Annotated in this window: 20 protein-coding genes and 1 tRNA gene; 8 read left to right on the top strand and 13 right to left on the bottom strand. The window is 69.1% G+C overall.

Annotated features, from left to right (window positions below; translation table 11 throughout):
• Window positions 1-7: 7 nt before the first annotated feature.
• The 4 genes from ACIPV2_RS12280 to ACIPV2_RS12265 all read left to right on the top strand — a co-directional run bounded on the left by ACIPV2_RS12280 (window position 8) and on the right by ACIPV2_RS12265 (window position 7,344).
• Entirely contained in the window at window positions 8-2,899 is a 2,892-nt protein-coding gene (locus tag ACIPV2_RS12280) for a DEAD/DEAH box helicase family protein (protein ID WP_400841616.1), read from the top strand.
• A gap of 99 nt (window positions 2,900-2,998) precedes the next feature.
• Window positions 2,999-3,973 carry a MoxR family ATPase gene (locus tag ACIPV2_RS12275; RefSeq protein ID WP_101188559.1) on the top strand — a complete coding sequence of 325 codons (975 nt, stop codon included), beginning with the start codon at window positions 2,999-3,001 and terminating at the stop codon, window positions 3,971-3,973.
• 7 nt (window positions 3,974-3,980) lie between these two features.
• Window positions 3,981-5,165 (top strand): DUF58 domain-containing protein, encoded by a 1,185-nt coding sequence (locus ACIPV2_RS12270; RefSeq protein ID WP_400841614.1) that lies wholly within the window; start codon window positions 3,981-3,983, stop codon window positions 5,163-5,165.
• Window positions 5,158-7,344: a transglutaminaseTgpA domain-containing protein gene (locus tag ACIPV2_RS12265; protein ID WP_400841612.1), complete on the top strand. Its 2,187-nt coding sequence runs from the start codon at window positions 5,158-5,160 to the stop codon at window positions 7,342-7,344. Before ACIPV2_RS12270 ends, ACIPV2_RS12265 begins: the two co-directional genes overlap by 8 nt.
• Before the next feature lie 6 nt (window positions 7,345-7,350).
• Here the strand turns inward: ACIPV2_RS12265 and ACIPV2_RS12260 are convergent, their stop codons facing one another.
• The 4 genes from ACIPV2_RS12260 to ACIPV2_RS12245 form a co-directional block, all read right to left on the bottom strand.
• On the bottom strand, window positions 7,351-8,253 hold the full coding sequence (locus tag ACIPV2_RS12260; protein WP_400841610.1) for a rhodanese-related sulfurtransferase: 903 nt from the start codon (window positions 8,251-8,253) through the stop codon (window positions 7,351-7,353).
• A 77-nt stretch (window positions 8,254-8,330) separates the two neighbouring features.
• Window positions 8,331-8,418, bottom strand: a tRNA-Ser gene (locus ACIPV2_RS12255).
• 60 nt (window positions 8,419-8,478) lie between these two features.
• The gene (locus ACIPV2_RS12250) at window positions 8,479-9,081 is read right to left on the bottom strand and encodes a GNAT family N-acetyltransferase (RefSeq protein WP_400841608.1); all 603 of its coding nucleotides are present in this window, start codon (window positions 9,079-9,081) and stop codon (window positions 8,479-8,481) included.
• Complete coding sequence (locus ACIPV2_RS12245) at window positions 9,056-9,721, bottom strand: phosphatase PAP2 family protein (RefSeq protein ID WP_400841606.1); 666 nt, start codon at window positions 9,719-9,721, stop codon at window positions 9,056-9,058. The genes ACIPV2_RS12250 and ACIPV2_RS12245 overlap by 26 nt, the downstream gene beginning before the upstream one ends.
• Before the next feature lie 38 nt (window positions 9,722-9,759).
• On the opposite strand from ACIPV2_RS12245, the gene ACIPV2_RS12240 reads away from it, so the two are divergent.
• On the top strand, window positions 9,760-10,092 hold the full coding sequence (locus ACIPV2_RS12240; RefSeq protein WP_400841604.1) for an AraC family ligand binding domain-containing protein: 333 nt from the start codon (window positions 9,760-9,762) through the stop codon (window positions 10,090-10,092).
• A 28-nt stretch (window positions 10,093-10,120) separates the two neighbouring features.
• Here the strand turns inward: ACIPV2_RS12240 and ACIPV2_RS12235 are convergent, their stop codons facing one another.
• The 3 genes from ACIPV2_RS12235 to ACIPV2_RS12225 all read right to left on the bottom strand — a co-directional run bounded on the left by ACIPV2_RS12235 (window position 10,121) and on the right by ACIPV2_RS12225 (window position 13,857).
• Complete coding sequence (locus ACIPV2_RS12235; RefSeq protein WP_101188553.1) at window positions 10,121-11,089, bottom strand: carbohydrate ABC transporter permease; 969 nt, start codon at window positions 11,087-11,089, stop codon at window positions 10,121-10,123.
• Window positions 11,089-12,432: a carbohydrate ABC transporter permease gene (locus ACIPV2_RS12230; RefSeq protein ID WP_400841601.1), complete on the bottom strand. Its 1,344-nt coding sequence runs from the start codon at window positions 12,430-12,432 to the stop codon at window positions 11,089-11,091. The genes ACIPV2_RS12235 and ACIPV2_RS12230 overlap by 1 nt, the downstream gene beginning before the upstream one ends.
• Before the next feature lie 90 nt (window positions 12,433-12,522).
• Entirely contained in the window at window positions 12,523-13,857 is a 1,335-nt protein-coding gene (locus ACIPV2_RS12225; RefSeq protein WP_400841599.1) for an ABC transporter substrate-binding protein, read from the bottom strand.
• A gap of 246 nt (window positions 13,858-14,103) precedes the next feature.
• On the opposite strand from ACIPV2_RS12225, the gene ACIPV2_RS12220 reads away from it, so the two are divergent.
• Entirely contained in the window at window positions 14,104-15,111 is a 1,008-nt protein-coding gene (locus tag ACIPV2_RS12220) for a LacI family DNA-binding transcriptional regulator (protein WP_400841597.1), read from the top strand.
• 82 nt (window positions 15,112-15,193) lie between these two features.
• Here the strand turns inward: ACIPV2_RS12220 and rplL are convergent, their stop codons facing one another.
• The 3 genes from rplL to ACIPV2_RS12205 form a co-directional block, all read right to left on the bottom strand.
• A complete protein-coding gene (gene rplL / locus ACIPV2_RS12215; RefSeq protein WP_101188549.1) occupies window positions 15,194-15,577 on the bottom strand; it encodes a 50S ribosomal protein L7/L12 in 384 nt (127 codons plus the stop codon).
• 49 nt (window positions 15,578-15,626) lie between these two features.
• Window positions 15,627-16,115, bottom strand: a complete 489-nt coding sequence (gene rplJ / locus ACIPV2_RS12210; RefSeq protein WP_101188548.1) for a 50S ribosomal protein L10 — start codon at window positions 16,113-16,115, stop codon at window positions 15,627-15,629.
• Window positions 16,116-16,460: 345 nt separating this feature from the next.
• Window positions 16,461-17,474 carry a hypothetical protein gene (locus tag ACIPV2_RS12205; protein ID WP_400841595.1) on the bottom strand — a complete coding sequence of 338 codons (1,014 nt, stop codon included), beginning with the start codon at window positions 17,472-17,474 and terminating at the stop codon, window positions 16,461-16,463.
• Between the two features lie 268 nt (window positions 17,475-17,742).
• Between ACIPV2_RS12205 and ACIPV2_RS12200 the strand changes: the two genes are divergently transcribed.
• A complete protein-coding gene (locus ACIPV2_RS12200) occupies window positions 17,743-18,420 on the top strand; it encodes a YqaJ viral recombinase family protein (protein ID WP_101188538.1) in 678 nt (225 codons plus the stop codon).
• A 4-nt stretch (window positions 18,421-18,424) separates the two neighbouring features.
• Here ACIPV2_RS12200 and ACIPV2_RS12195 read toward each other — a convergent pair whose 3' ends face one another.
• Window positions 18,425-19,309, bottom strand: coding sequence for a LysR family transcriptional regulator ArgP (locus ACIPV2_RS12195; RefSeq protein WP_400841592.1), 885 nt, complete (start codon window positions 19,307-19,309; stop codon window positions 18,425-18,427).
• Window positions 19,310-19,379: 70 nt separating this feature from the next.
• Here ACIPV2_RS12195 and ACIPV2_RS12190 point away from each other — a divergent pair, with 70 nt between their 5' ends.
• A complete protein-coding gene (locus ACIPV2_RS12190) occupies window positions 19,380-20,042 on the top strand; it encodes a LysE/ArgO family amino acid transporter (RefSeq protein WP_400841590.1) in 663 nt (220 codons plus the stop codon).
• 12 nt (window positions 20,043-20,054) lie between these two features.
• Here ACIPV2_RS12190 and ACIPV2_RS12185 read toward each other — a convergent pair whose 3' ends face one another.
• Both ACIPV2_RS12185 and ACIPV2_RS12180 read right to left on the bottom strand, forming a co-directional pair.
• Window positions 20,055-20,837 carry an amino acid ABC transporter ATP-binding protein gene (locus ACIPV2_RS12185; protein WP_101188536.1) on the bottom strand — a complete coding sequence of 261 codons (783 nt, stop codon included), beginning with the start codon at window positions 20,835-20,837 and terminating at the stop codon, window positions 20,055-20,057.
• A complete protein-coding gene (locus ACIPV2_RS12180; protein WP_400841588.1) occupies window positions 20,824-21,486 on the bottom strand; it encodes an amino acid ABC transporter permease in 663 nt (220 codons plus the stop codon). The genes ACIPV2_RS12185 and ACIPV2_RS12180 overlap by 14 nt, the downstream gene beginning before the upstream one ends.
• Window positions 21,487-21,490: the final 4 nt, after the last annotated feature.

Here is a 21,490-nt window from a genome sequence, read left to right as displayed (position 1 = left end):
CGGATCGATGCCCTCCCTTCTTTCACGACCGCTCGCGCACTGGCGCTTCGATGGCGAGCTGAGGACGTATCAGGCCGAGGCGCTGCGCAGCATCCCTGCGGACCCGGCTGACTCGGCGATGCATGTCGTCGCCCCTCCTGGTTCGGGAAAGACGCTGTTGGGCCTGCTGCTCGCCGCTCGCGTCGGGCACAGAGCGCTCGTCCTCGCCCCGAGCGTGACGATCCGCGATCAGTGGGTGCGCACCGCGCGTGATCTCGCGCACGATGTGGACGCCGTCTCGGACGATCCCGCCGAGCTGAAGGACCTGACGGTGCTGACGTACCAGCGACTGAGCGTCACCGGCGACAGCTCACCCTTCGACGAGCTGGCCTCCCGGCAGTGGCTGGACGAGCTGACGGCATCCGGGCGCACGGCATCCGACGCGGCGACCTGGCTCGCGACGCTGTCCGTCGACAACCCGGCGCAGCATGCTCGGGGCATCCGCAGTCGCGCCTCCGCGCTGCGGCGCCGCTTCAGCCGCGCCAGGCCCGACGAGATCGCCCGTGCGCTGCACCCGAACGCCATCGCGCTCATCGACCGCGTGGTCGAGGCGGGCGTCGACACGGTGGTGCTCGACGAATGCCACCATCTGCTCGATCACTGGGCGCTCGTCGTCGCCTATCTCAGATCGCGCATCCGCGCGAGCGGAGGCACGGGCCTGCTGATCGGGCTCACAGCCACGCTGCCCTCGCCCGACGACGAGACGGGTTTCGACAACTACAGCCAGCTGCTCGGCGACGTCGACTACGAGGTGCCCACTCCGGCGGTCGTCAAGGAGGGCCATCTCGCTCCCTACCGCGCCCGCGTCTGGTTCACGGAGCCCGTGCCGCAGGAGGCCGACTTCATCCGCCGGAGCGAGGCGCAGCTGCACGAGCTGGTCACACAGGTGCTCTCGTCTCCCGACGGACTCGGCTTCCTCGTCGATCAGCTTCAGCCGACGGTCGATGACCAGCAGACAGCAGATGACTCCGCGTCCTCGTCCGACGAGCGCGCCCGCCGCGACATCGACCGCGCGCTGAGCGCGGATTTCCCACTGGCCACCGCATGCGGGTCCGTGCTGCGGGCAGTCGCTCCCGGGCATCCGCTCGCCGTGCTCCTCGAACCGAGCCTGTTCGGGAGGCCGAGCACAGACGACCTGCTGCAGGTGCTCGCGAGGTTCGCGCTCGACCGGCTGCTGGCCGATCCCGACGCGCACCCGCAGTGGCGGTTCCTGAAGGGGGCGCTGGCGGATTTCGGGCTGCATCTCACCGATCGAGGCCTGCGCCGCGGACGCGACCCGGTCGAGTCGACGCTGGCGGCCTCTGTCGCGAAGGACCACGCCGCCGTCGAGATCATCCGCCACGAGCTGAGCGCTGCGGACGGCGAGCGGGTGCGCGCGGTCGTGGTGACCGACGTGGTGGAATCCGGCAACACTCGAGGACTCACCGGCGATGCGGCTCCGGGCGTGCTGCGCATCTTCGAGATGCTCGCCGCCGATCCGATCACGGCCGCGCTGTCGCCGGTGCTGCTCACGGGCGAGCACCTGCGCACCACCGCGACCGCAGCGCATGGCGTCGCCGACGCGCTCAGCCGCCTCCTCGGCACTCCGGTCGAGGTCAAGGAGACACCCGGCGCGACGCGCAGGCTGGGGGCGAGGGGCGTGAGCGGATCGGGTCTGGTCGCCGCGGTGTCGCACCTCGTCGCCGATGGCACTGTGCGCCTGCTGGTCGGCACGCGTGGCCTTCTCGGCGAGGGCTGGGACTGCCCGGCCGTGAACACCCTGGTCGATCTGACCACCGTCGCCACCAGCACCGCCACTCAGCAGCTGCGCGGGCGCACCCTGCGACTCGACCCCGCATGGCCCGAGAAGGTGGCGCACAACTGGTCGGTCGTCTGTCTCATCCCGCCGCACGTCTCGCTCGACGACCGCGGCGAGATCGAACGGCTGCGACGGCGTCACGGTCACCTGTGGGGGCTGAGCGCCGATGACCACTCCGAGATCGTGTCGGGCCTCGGCACGGTGCTCGCCGCGCCGGAACGCGCTCTGCTCTCGCGTGTCATCGGGAAAGACCGTCAGACGAGCGTCGCCGCCCTCAACGCGGCTGTGCTCGCCGCGGAGCGCTCCCGCGCGCAGACCCGGGCGGACTGGCGCATCGGCGAGACGCTGCCGGCACGGGAGCGAGAAGCGCTCGCCGTGCGCAGCGCGCGACGCAGGGGCGTCGTCCAGCTGGTCCCGGCGCTGACCGCGGGCACCTCTCGGACCTTCGCGCTGTCGACACTGGCGAGTGGCGCAGCACTCGCTCTGGCTTCCGGCCCGCTCGCGCTGCACCTGCCGTTGCTCGGCGGGCTCGGCGCGGCGCTGGGTGCCGGCGCGCTGTTCACGCTCGTTCGACGTGGCGAGGACGTGCGGCGAGCACTCCGTCTGCGCAGGGATCCGGCACGGGTCCATCACCTCGCGGCAGTGACCGTCGCGCGCGCCTTGCATTCGGCGGGACGGATCGCGGCCCTCCCTGACGAGGCCATAGCGGTGACCGCGCAGCCTCTCCCAGACGGATCCACACGAGTGCGGCTGCTGTTCGAGGGCCCGCCGCAGACACGGCGGGTGCTGGCCGACGCGGTGCAGGAGCTCTTCGGCCCGGTGCGGACTCCGCGGTTCGTGCTGCGCGTCGGCGCGCGGGAGCGGACCTACCTCGCCGTGCCTCAGCAGATCGGAAGGCGGCGGGCGGATGCCGAGGACTTCGCCGCGCTCTGGCGGCAGACCTTCGGCGGCGGGGAGCTGATCGAGCTGAAGGGAGCGGAGGGTCTGGTCGTGCTGCGCGCGGCTCGGGCGCAGCACGAAGCGATCGACAGCACGGCGCCACGGCATTCGGTGTGGTGCTGATCCGCCGCTCGCCTGCGCAGCCCCGTTCGCAGGCGGCGACGGCGTCGGTCGGACGGCGTTACGATCATCACACGCACCGTCGCGCACGAGAGGGCCCGCATGCACGAGAACGCACCGCTCACTGCTGAGCAGTTCACCCAGCACACGTCGCGCATCACCGCCTCCGTCTCCTCGGTGATCGACGGCAAGGCCGAGGCCGTGCGCAACGCTCTCGTCTGCCTGCTGGCCGAGGGGCACCTGCTCATCGAGGACGTGCCGGGCGTGGGCAAGACGATGCTCGCCCGCGCGCTGGCAGCCAGCGTGGATGCCACCGTGCGCCGCATCCAGTTCACCCCCGACCTGCTGCCGGGCGATGTCACCGGCGTCGCGGTGTACGACCCGGTGGAGCGCGAGTTCGAGTTCAAGCGCGGGGCGATCTTCGCGCACATCGTGATCGCCGACGAGATCAACCGCGCTTCGCCGAAGACCCAGTCGGCCCTGCTCGAGGCGATGGAGGAGCATCAGGTCACCGTCGACGGCGACACTCATCTGCTTCCCGACCCGTTCCTCGTGGTGGCGACGCAGAACCCCCTCGAGATGGAGGGCACGTATCCGCTTCCCGAGGCGCAGCGCGACCGGTTCATGATGCGCATCTCGATGGGGTATCCGGATGCCGCCGCCGAGACGCTCATGCTCCGCCAGCGCGACACCGCCAACCCGCTCTCCGCCATCGCGCCCGTCGCCGACGCCGCGACGGTCCGCGCGCTGATCTCCTGGGCGCGACGCGTGCACGTCGCCGAGTCTCTCGAGGAATACGCCGTCGCGCTCGCGCAGGCCACGCGGCAGGATCCGAGCCTGCATCTCGGGGCAAGCCCTCGGGCGACCCTGCAGCTGGTGCGCGCGGCGAAGGTGGTCGCCGCCCTCGACGGCCGCGAATACGTGGTGCCCGACGATCTGGCCGACCTGGTCATCCCGGTCTTCGCGCACCGGCTGCTGGCGGCGCGCGGTGTGCACCGGGCGGGAGCGCAGCCGGTCGAGGCGGCTCTGCGTCAGATCGTCGCGCGCGTGCCGGTGCCGTTCGCGGCACGCGTCTGAGCATGTCATGCGCACCCGTCCGCTGACCACACGAGGGGCAGCGTGCCTGCTGCTCGGGGTCATGCTGTGCATCGCCGCCAACGTGCTCGCCGCCCGCGCGCTGCTGTACCTCGGCGTGCTGCTCGTCGTGCTGCCGCTCATCGCGCTGCTCGTCGTGCGCGCGCCGCGGCGACGCGGCGAGGTGTGGCGGCAGATCTCCACCGACCTGCTCGCGGTCGGCGAGACGTCGAAGGTGAGCGTGCGCTTCGAGCTGTACGCTCCCGGCATCCCGCACGGACGCTGGAGCGACACTCTCCCGGAGGCGGTGCGCGGCGACGCCGCGGGCGAGTACCCCGGCGAGACGCGGCTGCTGCACTACGAGCTCGAGGGGGTGCGCCGCGGCACGGCGACGCTCGGCCCCCTGCTGCTGCGCACCGTCGATCCGTTCGGTCTCGCGCAGCGGGTGCAGTCGTTCGGCGAGACGCGGATGGTCACGGTCGTGCCGCAGGTGCACGCGCTCGCTCCGCTGCCGACGAAGGTGGGGGCGGCGGGCGGCGCGGCGCAGACTCGCTCGACGCGGCTCGGGCAGGGGGCAGACAACCTCATCCCTCGTCCTTACCTGTCCGGCGACTCCCGACGGCGCATCCACTGGCGTGCCACCGCGCACCGGGGCTCGCTGATGGTCAGGCAGGAGGAGGAAGAGGCCAGCCCCGACGCCGTCGTGGTGCTCGACCGCGCAGCGGCGCGCTGGGCGCGTCCGGGTGACGGCGTCGACCCTGCCTTCGAGGCGGCGGTCTCGTTGTGCGCGTCTGCCGCGCTGTGCTTCGTGCAGGACGGCTACAGCGTCGACGTCTTCGACAGCGCCGGTTCGCTGCTCGGCGCGCTGCGCGGGCACGAGGACGACCGGGACGGGCTGATGGTCGCGCTGGCGACCGTGACACCCCGCGGTGAGCCCCGCGATTTGCGCGCCATCATCGGCGGCACGCCCCCGGGCCCGCTGGTGCTGATCACCGGGGCGATCGGTGCCGACGATGCCGCACGCCTGAGCACAGCGGGCGCCTCGGCGCCGATGCTCATCGCGGCGGGCGCTCGCCCCGAGGCGCTCGTTGTCGCTGCCGGTCGCGGCTGGCACGTCGCCGCGCTGCACGCGACGGCCGACCCGGCCGACGCGTGGGAAGCAGCGATGCCGCGAGCGAAGGCACCCCATGGCTGAGCCGGTCCGCACTGCACCGCGGCCAGGGGTGGTCGGGGCCGGGATGCTGGCCCTGGTGGCGACCCTCGTCGCGATGTGGCCGTACACCGGGGTCATCGCTCCCGGCGCGTGGACGTTCGTGGTCGTCATGATCATCGCCGCGACAGCGGCGTCGGGTGTGGCGGGGCGAAGGCTCTTCCGGGGGCTGCGGGAAGGCATCCGGTCGCTTCTCACTCTGCTACTGCAGCTGGTCGTCCTCCTCCTCGCGCTGACGATCCTGCTGGCGAGCGAGGCTGCCCAGTTCGGTCTCGTGCCCACTGCGGCGACCTTCGAGCTGACCGGGCTGCGCCTGCAGCGCGCGGTCGACGAGATCTCGAACGGCGTCGCCCCGATCGACTCGACGGTCTCGATGACCACGGCGATGGGTGTGGCGTTCGCGCTGGTCGCGCTGCTCGTCGATCATCTGCTGGCTCAGCGGCTGGTCGTGCTCACCGTGCTGTTCACTTCGATCGTGGGCGCCGTGCCGATGCTGCTGACCTTCGGCTCGGTGAATCTGGTGTGGTTCGTGCTGCAGGCGATCATGATCCTGATCGTGCTGCGCTTCGGCGCCAGACATGATCGCGACGCCATCCGCCATTCGTCCTTCGTGGCGGCCGGGCTCATCGGCGCAGCGGCCATCGCAGCCACCGTCTTCGTCTCCCCCGGTCTTCCCCTGAGCGTCGCCGCCGGAGGGCACGGGCAGATGCCGACGGTCAACGCCGACCTGCGGCTGGGCGACGACCTGCGACGGCCCAACGAGACTGAGGCGCTGACGGTCGTCACCTCGGCAGCCGCCCCTCCGTATCTGCGGCTGGCGACGCTGTCGAGGTTCGACGGCGAGGTCTGGCGACCTGATCGCTCCGACCGCAACCCGGTGGAGGACGGCTTCGGCGCTCGACAGTGGACGGATGACATCGAGACGGTCGAGCACGAGGTCTCGATCCGGGTCGTGGGGATGTCGAGTTCACGGCTGCCCGTTCCGTACGCCGCCGAGGAGATCAGCGGGCTGCCGCGAGGCTGGCAGGCGATGCCGCTCAACCGCACGGTGATCAGCTCGACGCAGGATGCCGCCGGTGCCGACTACACCGTGCAGACGGCGACCCCCGCGCCGAGCCTCGAGCAGATCCGCGCGAGCTCTGCCGGCCGAGCGGAACTCGTCGCAGCGCCGGCGGGTGATCTCCCGGAGATCATCGGCGAGCTCGCGCGCGAGGTCACCAGCGGCACCGACACCGACTACGATCGGCTGCTCGCCCTGCAGGACTGGTTCCGCTCGGAGTTCGAGTACTCGCTCGACGCCCCGGTCGAGGACGGCTTCGACGGCACGGGTGCCGATGCCGTGGCGACCTTCCTCGACGTGCGCAGCGGATACTGCATCCATTTCGCCGGCGCCTTCGCGCTGATGGCGCAGGCACTCGACATGCCCGTTCGCATCGTCGTCGGCTATCTGCCCGGCACGGCGACCGAGGAGAAGCGGGGCGACCAGCGCGTGTACTCCGTCACGAGCGACAGGCTGCACTCCTGGCCCGAGGTGTACTTCCGCGGCATCGGCTGGGTGCCGTTCGAGCCGACAGCGACGCTCGGAACGCCGACCGGCTTCGTCTCCGATGCGGGGTCCGGCGGCGATGGCGACGCTGACGTGCCGACCGCTTCCGGTGCGCCGACGGCGGCCCCGTCGACGGCGCCGACGGGCGGTCCCGATCGCCGCGACGAGGATCCCGGAGCGGGGGGCGACAGTGCGCTGCGACAGTTCGACCCGACCCCCGTGGCGCTCGGCATCGCCGGGGTGCTGGTCGTGCTTCTGCTGCCGGGGCTGGCACGCGCGCTGCGCCGGATGCTGCGGACACGGCGCGCTGCCGGCGGCGACGCGATCGCCGCATGGCGCGAGGTGGCCGACACGATGGCCGACCTGCGACTGTCGCTGCACGAATCCGACACCGCGCGCACCCGCGCGCAGTCGCTCGTGGCGGCGCGGGGTGCGAACGCGGAGGCGATCGGCGAGCTGGTGAACGCTGTCGAGCGCCGCAGCTATGCCGAGGGCGGCCCTGCGGGAGGAGAACTGGACGCGGCGCTGCGTCGGGTGCTCGGGGATCTGGAGCTGAGCGTCAGCGGCCGCCGACGCCTGCTCGCATGGCTGCTGCCCGCATCGCTGCTGCGCCGCTGAGCGGGCTCAGGCTGAGACAGCCGGCGCGTGATCCGCGCACGGCACGGTGCCGCAGTCCGCGCAGACGACGAACTGGCGGCGGCATGATGCGTCCGGGCAGTTCGCGGTGCGGCTGGTGGCGGCACCGCACCCGGCGCACGTGCCGATGACGGCGGCGTGGTCGCTGAAGTCGACGGCTCCGCGCTTGTCGAAGACGTAGAGCGATCCCTCCCAGAGACCGTCGTCACCGTACTTCTCGCCGTAGCGGACGATGCCTCCGTCGAGCTGGTACACCTCGCCGAAGCCGCGCGAGACCATCAGGCTCGACAGCACCTCGCAGCGGATGCCGCCGGTGCAGTACGTGACGACCGGCCTGCCCTTCAGATCGTCGTACGCGCCCTCATCCAGCAGACGGACGAAGTCGCGGGTGGTGTCGGTGTCGGGCACGATCGCGTTCTTGAATCGGCCGATCTCGGCTTCGAGCGCGTTGCGACCGTCGAAGAAGACCACCTCTTCGCCGCGCTCGGCGATCAGGCTGTGCAGCTGCTCGGGGTCGAGCCTGGCGCCGCCGCCCACCACGCCGTGCGCGTCGACCTGCAGCTCTTCGGGGGCGCCGAACGAGACGATCTCGTCGCGCACCTTCACGCTCAGCTTGGGGAAGTCGGCGCTGTAGCCGTCGGCATCGATCGCCGTCCCCTCGCTCCACTTGATGTCGGCGTCTGCGAAAGCCGGATGCTGGCGGAAGCGCCGCACCCATTTCTTCACCGCGGGAAGGTCGCCGCCGAGCGTGCCGTTGATGCCGTGCTCGGAGATGATGATGCGCCCGCGCAGGGCGAGCGCCTCGCAGAGATCGCGCTGCCAGAGGCGGATCGCCTGCGGGTCCGCGAGCGGCGCGAACGCGTAGAACAGCACGATCTTCGGAGTGGGCACCAGGAGATTCTACGTGGGGTGGTGCTCGGGGCTCTCACCGCGAACGGCCCCCGCTGTGCGAGGGCCGTTCGGTGCTTTGGCGGTGACGGCGGGATTCGAACCCGCGGTTGCTTGCACAACACACGCTTTCCAAGCGTGCTCCTTCGGCCGCTCGGACACGTCACCAGGAAACAACCTGTTCATCCTATCCGATCGCGCACGTCGCTTCGGACCAGAACCGACTGCTCAGGTGAAGCGCACGCCGTACATGGTCGTGTCGGGGTTCGAGTCCAGTCGGTGCATGCCGAGACGCTCATAGAAGGCGCCTGCGCCCGTGTTCGTCGGGTTCATGCCGAGGTGCAGTCCGCGCACGCCCCGGCTCTTCAGCTCGTCGAAGAGTGTCTCGATGAGCCGACGACCGAGCCCCTGCCCCTGCGTCTCGGGCAGCAGATCGATATGAAGGTGCGCGGGATACTCCGCCGCGTGCTTCTCGCTGCCCGGTGCGCGACGGCTGGCGTAGCGGATGATGCCGTCCTGGCGGGTGGGCTCGGCAGCACCGGAGAGCGCGTATGCGCTCTGCTTCGAAGGCCACCACTCCTCGCGGAACCACCGCTCGAAGGCATCCGTGTCGTCGGTCGCGACGATGTATCCGACCGTGCGGCCGTCGTCCGACTCGACCACCCGCGCGAGATCCGGATGCCGCACCGCGTACGGCACCGCGAAGACGTCACCCCACAGGCGGTCGTCGGTGAACATGCCGGTCGCGTCGCCGCCGGCATCCGCCGTCTTCACGCAGATGTCGTAGAGCGCATCGCGATCGGCATCACGGTAGGGACGGGTCTTCGTCACGGGGGCTCCTCGGTGCGGGGTCGGGGGTCGGCGTCCAGCCTAGTGACGCCCAGCTCAGCACGAAGGCGCCGACGAGCAGCGCGGCCGACGCGCCGACGAGCGCACCTCCGACGGTGTCGGTGATCCAGTGCACAGCGAGAAGCGTGCGCGACAGCGCCATCACGACCACCCAGACGACCCCGATGATCGCCATCCACACCCGAGGGAAGACCAGCCAGAGCACCACCGCGATGGTCGCCGCATTCGAGGTATGCCCGGACGGGAATGATCCGAAGTCCGAAGTCACCAGCATGTCGTCCGGACGCGCTCTGGCGAAGATCTCCTTCAGCAGCTGGGTGAGTCCGGCACTCAGCACGAACGCCAACGCCGCGAACACGGCCCCGCGCCATCGTCGCAGCAGCACGAGCAGCAGCACGATCAGCAGCGGCACGAGGATGATGGCCACCCACCCCCCGCCGATCCAGTTCAGCAGGTACGCGGCCGACAGCATCCAGTTCTGCCGTACGTGCGACATGAAGTCGTTCCAGAACACGTCGAGCCCGATCGTCGCGCCCCGCGGAAGCAGCACCACGAGCACGCCCAGTAAGGCGGCGAGCGTGAGCGTCGCGCTTCCGGCGATGAGCAGCGTGCGTCTTCTCATCGTCCCATTGTGCCCCGTGACCGCGCTAATCTTCGGCTATGAGCGTCGATCCCTTTCTCCTTCTGGGCGCTTCGGCCGCCGATCTCGTCCAGGCGCACCCGGTCGACCCGGGGCGGGTGCGCCCGCACCGCGTCGTCGACGGGGACGGGTACAAGATCCGGATGCTGACGATGGACGCAGGTTCGGTCATGCGCGAGCACCGCGCGCCGGTGCCCATCCTCGTGCAGGTCGTCGCCGGCGGCATCCGGTTCCGGGTCGCGGGGACGGAGCACGTGCTCTCCCCCGGCGGGACGATCACCGTCACCGCCGGGGTGCTGCACGAGCTTGAAGCAGATCAGCCGTCGCACGTCCTTCTCGTGCTGCTGGGCTGAGACCGGCTCAGCGAGAGCGGGTTCGAGGTCAGCCCTTCGTCGCTCCGGCGAGCAGGCCGCGCACGAAGAACCGCTGCAGGGCGAAGAACACGATCAGCGGGACGATGATCGAGATGAAGGTTCCGGCCGACTGCAGGAACCAGCGGTTGCCCCAGGTTCCCGACAGCGAGTTCAGCGCCTGGGTGATCGGCAGCGCGCCGGGCGATGCGAAGATCGTCGCGACCAGCAGGTCGTTCCACACCCAGAGGAACTGGAAGATGCCGAACGAGGCGATGGCCGGCATCGCCAGCGGCAGGATGATGCGGAAGAACACCTGGCCGTGTCCCGCCCCGTCGACGCGCGCGGCCTCGACGATGTCACCGGGGATCTCGGCGATGAAGTTGTGCAGCATGAACGTCGCCAGTGGCAGGGCGAAGATCGCGTGAGCGATCCACACGCGGGCGAAGCTGAAGTCGACATCGTTGAGCGTGAGCCCCGGGAAGACCATCACATCGTTGATCGTGAGTCCCTCCGAGAACAGGCTCAGCAGCGGCACCAGGGCCATCTGCAGCGGCACGATCTGCAGGGCGAACACGAACACGAACAGCAGGTTGCGACCCTTGAAGTCGATCCACGCGAACGCGTAGGCGGCGAGCGCCGCGATCACGATCGGGAACACCGTGGCCGGCACCGTGATCGCCAGCGAGTTGATGAAGGCCGTGGCGAGCGTGGTCGAGGTGCCGCCGGCGTTGAGCGCCTCTGAGTAGTTCTCGAGCGTGAACTCCGGGTTCGTGAACGCCGTCCACCATCCGGTCGACTGCGTGTCGGCACCGGGTCGGAACGACGTGACGAAGAGCCCGAAGGTGGGTATGGTCCAGAACACCGCGATGATGACCGCGGCGATCGTCGCCCCCTTCGAGGTGAGCTTCTTGTGGGCGACCGCCTCGTTGCGGCGGGTGTCGCGCGCGACCTGACGCTTCGTGCGCGTGTCGCGGACGATGGCTTCTGTGGCGCTCATCAGCGGATCTCCCTCTGCTTGGTCAGCGACCGGGCGTTGTAGATGATCAGGGGCAGCACGAAGATGAACAGCACGACGGCGAGCGCCGACGAGTGCCCGTAGCTCTGGAAGCGCTGCTGCTGGTTGACCATCTCGAAGCCGAGGACGGTGGTGTTGTCGCGACCGCCGGTCATCACCGCGACGATGTCGTACACCTTCAGCGACATGATCGTGATGGTGGTCAGCACGACGATCAGCGACGAGCGGATGCCGGGGACCGTGACGTTCCAGAACCGCTGCCAGGCGTTCGTGCCGTCGAGCTCGGCGGCCTCGAGCTGCTCGGCGGGGACGGCCTTGATGGCGGCCGAGAGGATCACCATCGCGAAGCCCGTCTGGGTCCAGATGAAGACGATCAGCAGCATGAAGGTGTTGATCAGCGGCTCGACAGCCAGCCAGTTCACCGGCTCACCGCCGAACATCGTGACGATCGCGTTGAGCAGACCCAGCTGATCGCCCTGGCGGTAGTCGTACATGAACTTCCAGATGATGCCGGCGCCGACGAACGAGATGGCGACGGGCATGAACACCAGCACCTTCAGCACCTTCTCGCCGCGAGCCCGGTCGATGAAGACGGCGTAGGCGAGGCCGAAGGCGACCGAGATGGTGGGGGCGAGCAGCGCCCAGATCAGAGTGTTGATCACCGACCAGGTGCCGACCGGGTTCGTGAACACCCAGATGTAGTTGTCGAGTCCGACGAACTCCTCGCCCCGCTTGTCGAAGAACGACTTCACGAAGGTGGCGATGGCCGGGTAGATGAGTCCCAGCAGCAGCATGATCGCCGCCGGGGCCATGAAGAGGATGAGCTGGAACAGGTAGCCGGCGCCCTGGCGCGAGCGGTAGTCGGCGAAGAAGAGCAGAGCGCCCGAGAGCAGCGCGATCGCGACGACGTACAGCACGGCGTTCGAGTAGGGCCGAAGCAGCAGCAGCGCGAGCACGGGGATGACGAGGCATGCGACGAGTCGCATGATGAAGTAGCCCCTGCCGGGACGCGGCGCGTACTCGATCAGCACGAGCACGATGCCGACCACGACGCCGAAGACCAGCAGCACGGCGGGAATCTGCGCCAGGGGATGGAGCCCGCCCAGCCACAGGAAGAAGTTGTTCAGCGAAACCGGGCCCAGCGCGATGCGCGCGGGGTCTTCGACCGGTGCCGAGATGATGAGCAGGAACAGCATCGCGACAACGAGGACGAAGCCGGCGATGACCACGATCTGCGTGATCCGGCGCCCTCTGGCATCCACCCCGTGCGTTGTCTTCGGCAGTTCCGCCGTGTCCTTGTCGTCGTCGACTGTCAGCAGTGACATGGGATCCCCTTCTGAGTACGGATGCGGGGTCGGGCATCGCTGCCCGACCCCGCCTTCACCAGCGGATTGCGCTCAGACCAGCGCGACCGACTAGTTCTCGTAGCCTGCCTGGATGTCGCTCAGCACCTGGTCGGTGTCCTTGCCGTCGATCCAGTCGACCATGCCCTTCCAGAACGAGCCCGAGCCGACCGTGGACGGCATGAGGTCGGACGCGTCGAAGCGGAAGACGTTGTCGCCCTGCTCCTGCACGACCTTCATCGCCTCCTGGAGGAACTCGCTGCTCGCGAGGCTCGCGTCGGCGTTCTTGTTGGCGGAGATGACGCCGCCGAGCTTGACGCGTGCGTCGGCGAACTCGGGGGACGCCATGAACTCGAGCACCTGCTGGGTCGCGGCGTTGTCGTTGAAGCCGGCGACGAACTCGCCGCCACCCTCGACCTGCAGCTCGCCCTCGGTCATGCCCGGCATGATGAACGCGTAGACGTCGCCGTCGGGTGCGACCTCAGGGGTCTCTCCGTCGGCGTTCTTCACATCGAGGAAGTTCGCCGAGAGGAACGACGCCTGGTGGGTCAGCGCGCAGCTGCCGTCGGCCACCTTGGCCGCGACGTCACCGAACGCGGTGGAGTTGATGCTCTTCACGTCGCCGAAGCCGGCGTTGACGTAGTCCGGGTTCAGCAGGATGGTGCCGACCGCGTCGAACGCCTTCTTGATCTGGGGGTCGGTGAACTCCACGTCGCCTGAAGCCCAGTCGTCGTAGACATCAGCGCCGGCGGTGCGCAGCACCAGGTCCTCGACCCAGTCCGTTCCCGGCCAGCCCGATGCGTCACCCGAGGCGAACCCGGCGCACCAGGGGGCGGCACCCGTCTTCTCGCGGATCGTGTCGGTGAGCGCGATCATCTCGTCCCAGGTCTTGGGCGTCTCGACGCCCCACTCCTTGAACTTGGCGGGCGAGTACCAGATGTAGCCCTTCAGGTTGGCGAGCATCGGCGCCGCGTAGAACGTGTCGTCGAACGTGCCGATCTCCTTCCACGATTCCGACCAGTTCTCGTCGACGGCCTTCGACACCGCGTCAGGAGCCTCGGTGACCTTGCCGGTCTCGACCAGCGTCTTCAGCAGACCCGGCTGCGGGACGATCGCGATGTCGGGTGCGTCGCCACCGGTCACCTTGGTGACGATGTTGCCTTCGAAGCCCTTGTCGCCGGTGTACTCGACCTTGATGCCGGTGTCCTTCTCGAAGGACTCGAAGGACTTGTTCAGTGCATCAGCCTCGCCTCCCGTGATGCCTCCGGAGATGCGGACGGTCTTGCCTTCGACGTTGCCGTCATCGCCCCCTCCCGATGAGGCCTCCGCGCAGCCGGCCAGGGCGATCGCAGTCGCGCCGAGCAGTGCGAGGGGAGCAAGCAGGCGGTATCGCTGTGACAGAGCCATGTGATTTCTCCTCTTCCAGGGTGTTCCGGACCTCGTTCGGCGGAGAATCCGCAGCGTTGAGGAACCGATTCCAGGACAACCTACTTGCCCTGGGCGCCCCGGCACAATGCCACGCGGAGACAACCGCACAACCGTTGTGCATACGTGATCACGGCTTTGGGAGCGCTCCCAAAGTGTAGCGCGTGGAACCGGTTCCCTTCCACGTCGGATGCCGGGTAGCCTGACGGAGCCGACTCGAGGAGCCCCATGAGCACGATCGCCGATGTCGCCGCGAGAGCAGGCGTCTCCAAGGCCACGGCGAGCCGTGCGCTGAGCGGCGGCGGCTATGTCTCGGCCGATACGCGCGAGCGAGTGCGATCCGCCGCGCGCGAGCTGCACTACGTCGCCCACTCCTCGGCGACGACCCTCGCCACCGGTCGCTCGCTGTCGGTCGGCGTGATCATGCCCGCGCTCGATCGATGGTTCTTCGCAGAGCTCCTCGCGGGGATCCAGGAGGGGCTGCTGGATGCCGGACAGGATCTGGTGCTCTACGGGATCCAGGAGGGCTCGAATGAGCGCGCCCGGCTCTTCTCCGATGTGCTCCCCCGCCGCCGACTCGACGGGATCATCGCCGTCGGCATCCAGCCCAGCACCCACGAGCTGTCGCGTCTGGTCCGGGTCAGGTCCCCGCTGGTGAGCGTCGGCGCCTACCGCGAGGAGAACAGCTCGGTCGCGATCGACGACGAGGCCGCGGCCCGCATCGCGACCGAGCACCTCATCGACCTCGGACATCGCGATATCGCATTCCTCGGCGGCCGTGAGGACGCGGCGACCCACGCCTACGGCGACGCGCAGCGGCTGCGCGGCTACCGTGCCGCCATGGCGGCCGCGTCGCTGGAGGCGGCCGTCAGGCATGCGCCTGGCGACTCGACGACACCCGGCGGATACGACGCCGGCGTGCGCATGCTCGGGGATCGCCAGAACCGCCCGACGGCGTTCGCCGCGGTGTGCGACGAGGCGGCGATCGGCGGCATCATCGCCGCCAGGCGCCTCGGGCTGTCTGTGCCGGCGGAGCTGAGCGTGGTCGGCATCGACGACCACGCGCACGCGGAGATGTTCTCGCTGACGACGGTGCGGCAGAGGCCGCGGATGCAGGGGCTCGCCGCGGTCGAGCTGCTGCTGCGCAGGATGGATGCTCCTGACGCGCCGGCCGAGCAGCTGTCCGTGGCTTCGGAGATGGTCGTCCGCTCCTCGACCGCGGTGCCGCGGGCGTAGCGCACCCGCCCGGCAGCAGAACCTGAGACGGCAGAAGGCCCCCGGCGTGAACCGGGGGCCTTCTGTACGCGGTGAGGCGTGATTACTTGAGGGTGACCGTGGCGCCGGCGGCCTCCAGGGCCTCCTTCGCCTTCTCGGCGGTCTCCTTGTTGGCGCCCTCGAGGACGGCCTTCGGAGCACCGTCGACGACGGCCTTGGCCTCGCCGAGACCCAGCGAGGTGAGCTCGCGGACCGTCTTGATGACCTGGATCTTCTTGTCACCGGCGGCCTCGAGGACGACGTCGAACGAGTCCTTCTCCTCCTCGGCCTCAGCAGCGCCAGCGCCACCGGCAGCGCCGGCAACGGCGACCGGGGCAGCCGCGGTGACGTCGAACTTCTCCTCGAACGCCTTCACGAAATCGCTGAGCTCGACGAGGGTGAGGCCTGCGAACTGCTCCAGCAGTTCCTCAGTGGAAAGCTTCGCCATGATGTTTTCTCCTAATGAATGGGGTTTGTGTGAGGAAATCGCCGGTCGCTCACGCGGCCTCTGCGGTCTCCAGCTTTTCGCGAAGCGCGTCGATGGTGGCGGCAGCCTTGCCCATCGTCGCCTTCATCATGCCCGCAGCCTTCGCCAGCAGAACCTCACGGCTCTCGAGCGAGGCGTACTTGTTGACCTCGTCGGCATCGAGGGCGTTGCCCTCGAAGACGCCGCCCTTGATCACGAGAAGCGGGTTGGCCTTGGCGAAGTCACGCAGAGCCTTGGCAGTGGCGACGAAGTCACCGTGCACGAACGCCACAGCCGAGGGGCCCTTGAGGTCCTCGTCCAGCGACGTGATCCCCGCGTTGTTCGCGGCGATCTTGGTCAGCGTGTTCTTCACCACGGCGTACTCCGCGTCCTGACGGATGTTGGTGCGCAGCTCCTTGAGCTGGGCAACCGTCAGACCGCGGTACTCGGTCAGCAGGACGGCGTTCGAGTTCTCGAAAGACTTCGTGAGCTCGGCAACCGTTGCATCCTTCTGCGCCATGGTCACTCCTTACGTGTACGGACGCCACGCGGATGCGGGACGTCGACCTCGACCGCCCCACGACATGAGAAAAGCTCCGACGCAAGCGCACGGAGCTTCGAGAAGTATTCGCACACCTGCGCGGGCCCCTGCTGAGCAGTGCTTCGATCGTCCTGTTCGCACACGACGATGACCGGCGGTCTTCGGTTACGCCCAATTGTACGGCATCCGCCCCTCTCCCCCAAATCCTCCCGCCCCCGCTTTCGTCGAGAGCACGGGACGTCGCCGAGCGCACGGGTCGTTCACGCGAACGTCTCGTGCGTTCGGCGAGATCCCGTGCTCTCGACGCGAAGAAGAGGCCGGTGATCAGGGTGGCGTTATATGGAAGTGCGAGAGACGGGATGCCAGCGTCCTGGGCGAGCGGATGTCGGCCATGCCCCACCGGGCGAAGCGCCGACCTGTCGTACCTCGGATCCAATCCTCGCGGTGCTTCTCGTCGAGGAGCACCTGCTCCACAGTGCGGCCGGACCGCAGGGCCTCGTCAAGGTACTTCTGCTCGCCGTCGAACTCCCCGAAGCTGTTGCATCCGTCGAGCCCGAAGTCGACGAAGTACATCTTCCCCTTCGGCCCGCGGACCGGAACCTGCAGGTCAGGAGCCGGGAAGCCCAGCCGGTGAAGCTGCAGCCTGCTCACGCTCTCACCCGGCAGCTGCGCGCGTCCGTCCGCGAACTCCGAGATCCAGCGCGCCTGCCTCATCCCGCGGGCTCCGGCGTTGCCTTCGAGCCGGTCCGTCAGGCTGGCTCTCCATGACGCGACGGCATCCTGATCCCATTCGCGGATCCGCTCTGCCATGAGACGTTCGGCGGCGTCGGCCACGCAGACTGCGGCTTCCGACGGCAGCGTGCGCACGAGATCGAAAACCGTCCGATCGAGGCTCGTGCACCGGATGCCGTCGACCACGACCAGGTCATCAGCACCGAGTGGTGCGACGTGTCGCATCACGTCAGGAGCGCTCGAGATGCGGCGAGGCGCATCGGTCGTCATGTGCACTCGTGCGAAATCGATGCGGTAGAAGGGCAGCCCCCAGAGCACGCCGGCAGAGGTGTGCGACATCGCCGCGCCGCCGTGGCCATCACGCGCGACGGCGATGATCTGCACACGATGTCGCTGTTCCGGCGTAAGTGACGCGTGAGCTTCGGCATCGACGTACCAACCTCGTCGGAGGTGGAGCAGCGCTCCCCCGGCGACTGCACGCGCCATCTCACGATCGGTCCATCCGTCGAGCAGCAGGTGCTCGCGCGAGCGGACGAGGTCGGGCAGCAGCGCATCCGACCCGGCACGACGGATGCGAGCGATGAGCGCGTCTTGTTCGAATGCCATGTCCGTCATCCTCAGCGCCCTGGCATCCGCTCCCTCGCGCCGATCCCACGATCTGTGCACAACTCCCCTCTGTGGATATCTCTTCCCTGCGTCGACAGCACCGGACCTCGGCGAGCGCACGACTCGTTCACGCGAACACCTCGTGCGTTCGGCGAGGTCCCGTGCTCTCGACGGGGATGGGGACGGGGAACGGGGACAGGAACGGGGACGGGGGACGGGGGCGGCGTGGGAGGGAGGGGATGCGGGGGGCGAGCGTTAGGCTTCTGAGGTGACTCCCGAACTCCAAGCGCGCATCCTCGCGGACTCCCGCGACAGGGTCGCCTGGCTTCGGGCGCGAGCGCGTGGGATCACCGCCACCGACGTGGCCGGACTCTCCGGTGAGGCCTCGATCACGCGCGCGGCGGATGCCAAGCTCGGCGCGGGTCCCCGCTTCGGCGGCAACGCGTACACGGATCACGGCCGCCGCCGCGAGCCGGAGATCGCGGCATGGGTGGCGGCGACTCACGGCATCCTGCCCTCGTCGGCCCTGTTCCACGCCGAGATCGAGAAGCGGCACCTGGCGACTCCGGACGGCGTCTGCGTGGACGGCGATGGACGCGTGCTGCTCGCCGAGATCAAGACCACGAACAAGTCCTGGCGCACCATCCCCCGCACCTACCTTCGTCAGGTCTGGTGGCAGCAGCATGTGCTCGGCGCCGAGCGCACGCTGTTCGTGTGGGAGGAGCACGATGATTTCAACCCGATCCACGATGAGCCGCGCTCGGTGTGGATCGATCGCGACGAGAAGGAGATCGGTCAGCTCGTCGCCCTCGCGACGCGTCTGATCGACGAGCTCTACCGTCGCACGACGGGGCAGGCGCCGCCGACGCGGGCGCCGCTGGCCCCGAGCCGTCGGTCGGCGCTCCGCGAGCGGGACATGTTCCGGGCCCTGGCCCTGTCCGAGTAGCCGCTCACAGCGGCGCGAGCACGCGGGCGGCCTCCGCCGCCACCTCCTCGGCGATCGCGTCGAGCAGCGGCGAGCGCAGATTCCACTGCTGCCAGTACAACGGCACCCGGATGCGCGGCTCGCCGAGCTCGACGAGACCGTCGGCGACGTGCGGAGCCGGGATGAGTCCCCACCCAAGCCCGAGCCGGACAGCCTCGGAGAAGTCGTGCGACGCGGGCACGTAGTGCCGCGGCACCTGCCATGGCTCCACTCCCCTCGCGCGCAGCCATCCCTGCTGCAGCGCATCGCGCCGATCGAAGTCGACGAACGGCGCACGAGCCAGCGCGTCAGCCGTGACGCCGCTCGGGAACCAGTCGGCGACGTAGTCGGCGGTGGCCATCGCGCGGTACTCGAGCACACCGAGCGGCGTGACGGCGCTGCCGCCGACGGGTTCGGCCTCGCTGGTGACGGCCGCCATCACCTCGCCGGACTCCAGCATGCGCGCGGTGTAGTCCTGATCGTCGCGGTGCAGATCCACATCGATCGGATGCCGTCGCGCGACGCGCGCGAGCGGGGCGAGGAACCAGGTGGCCATCGAGTCGGCGTTCACAGCCAGGGGGATACGCACGCGCGGCGAGCCCGGCGCGGCGTCGCCGAGACCGAACGCCGTGACCGCGTCATGCTCGAGCAGCGCCACCTGCCGGGCCAGCCGTACGAGCGCCTCACCGGCCTCCGTCGCGCGGACCGGACGCGAGCGCACCACGACCGCTCGCCCGATCTGCTGCTCGATCGCCCTGATCCGCTGGCTGACGGCGGACTGCGTCACGTGCAGCCGCCGAGCGGCCGCTTCGAAGCTGCCCTCATCGATCACCATAGCGACGGTTGACGCGAGCTGCGCATCGATCTTCATATAAGCGAGGCTAATGTAACTGCAGATCGCTTCGCTGGTGCTGATGCGCGAGCGCCCGTACCGTTGACCCGTGCTCACGTTCCTCTCCGGCCTCGGACTCATGTACTCGCTGATCATCGCCGTCGGCGCGCAGAACGTCTTCGTGCTGCGGCAGGGACTGCGCCGCGAGCACGTCCTTCCCGTGGTTCTGATCTGCGCGGTATCCGACGCCGCGCTCGTGCTGGTCGGCACCGCCGGACTCGGCTTCCTGATCGCGGAGCTGCCCTGGCTCATCGTCGCCGCGCGCTGGCTCGGCGGCCTGTCGCTCGTCGTCTACGGGGTCCTCGCCGCCCGCCGCGCGTGGGCGGCAGACGGTGAGACCCTCGTGGCGGATGCCGCACAGGCGTCCGGATCGGAAGCAGCGGTCGGCGGCAGCACCGCCACCGCGACCCGCACCCGGCTGGTGCCGGTGCTCATCGCCACGCTCGCATTCACCTACCTCAACCCGAACGTCTATCTCGACACGGTGCTGCTGATCGGCTCGATCGCCGCGACGCACGGCGATGGTCGTTGGCTCTTCGCGGCGGGCGCGATCCTCGGCAGCATCACCTGGTTCTTCGCGCTCGGCTTCGGGGCCAGGCACCTGGGCCGGTGGCTGCGCACACCACGCGCCTGGCGGATCCTCGACACGATCATCGCCGCGCTGCTCGTGCTCATGGGCATCCTGCTGGTGCTGCCCGTCTTCACCGGCTGACCGGCACGAGGATCAGCCGCCGTCGAGCGGACGGAGGATGCGCGTGAGGAAGCGCTGTGTGCGCTCCTCGCGCGGCGCGCCGAAGATCTGCGCGGGCGACCCCTGCTCGACCACGACCCCACCGTCCATGAACAGCACGTGATCCGCCGCCTCCCGCGCGAAGCTGAGCTCGTGTGTCACGACGACCATCGTCCAGCCCTCATCCGCCAGCTCCTTGATCACGAGGAGGACCTCCCCGACCAGCTCGGGATCGAGCGAGCTGGTCGGCTCGTCGAAGAGCAGCAGGTCGGGTCGCAGGGCGAGCGCGCGGACGATGCCCACTCGCTGCTGCTGTCCTCCGGAGAGCTCATGCGGACGAGCATCCGCCCGCTCCCCCAGGCCCACCCGCTCGAGCAGCCCGCGGGCCTCGGCGATGACCTCCGCCTTCGGGCGCCCCTGCACCCGCCAGGGCCCTTCGATCACGTTCTCGAGCACGGTCAGGTGCGGGAAGAGGTTGTGGTGCTGGAACACCATCGCGGACCGGTCGCGCAGGGCGAGGCGCTGCTTCTGCGTGACGCCCGCCGCGAAGTCGACATCCGGACCGCCGTCGATGACGATCGACCCCGAATCCGGCGTCTCGAGTCCGTTCAGCGAGCGCAGCACTGTCGTCTTGCCCGAGCCGCTCGGCCCGATGAGCACGACGACCTCGCCGCGGTGCAGGCTCAGATCGATCCCGCGCAGCACGTGATTGTCGCCGAAGCTCTTGTGCAGCGCCGTCGCGGTGAGCAGCGGCACGGATCCTTCAATGCGCGACACGTCGATCAAGTCTCCTCTCCAGGGCGTTCTGCCCGAAGGACAGCACCAGGCAGAGCACCCAGTACACCAGGGCCGCGGCCAGGTAGAGCACCATGAACTGGTACGTGGTCGACGCGATCTGCTGGCTGACCTTGAACAGCTCGGTGACGAGGATCAGCGACGTGAGCGATGTGTCCTTCACGAGCGAGATGAAGGTGTTCGACAGCGGCGGCACCGACACGCGGGCCGCCTGCGGCAGGATGATCCGCGTCAGCGTGCGGGCGCGGTTCATGCCCACCGTATAGGCTGCCTCCCACTGACCCTTGGGCACCGAGAGGATCGCGGCGCGCACGACCTCGGCCCCGTAGCCGCCGACGTTCAGCGACAGGGCGATGATCGCACTGGGCCACGGGTCGATGGTGATGCCGATCGAGGGCATCCCGTAGAAGATCACGAACAGCTGCACCAGCAGGGGGGTGCCCCTGATCACCGAGATGTAGAACCGGGCCGCGTTCGAGAGCACCGGATTCACCGAGATGCGCATCAGCGCGATGCTGACGGCGATCAGCAGGCCGAGCGCGAAGGAGACCAGGGCCAGCGGCACGGTCACCGTGACACCGGCGAGCGCGATCGGCCCCAGCGAGTCGAGGAAGAGCTGCCAGGCGTCCATCGAT

The organism is Microbacterium sp. NPDC089987 (assembly GCF_044748505.1).
In the GTDB taxonomy this organism is placed as follows: domain Bacteria; phylum Actinomycetota; class Actinomycetes; order Actinomycetales; family Microbacteriaceae; genus Microbacterium.
This window is presented reverse-complemented; position numbering and strand designations above follow the sequence as displayed.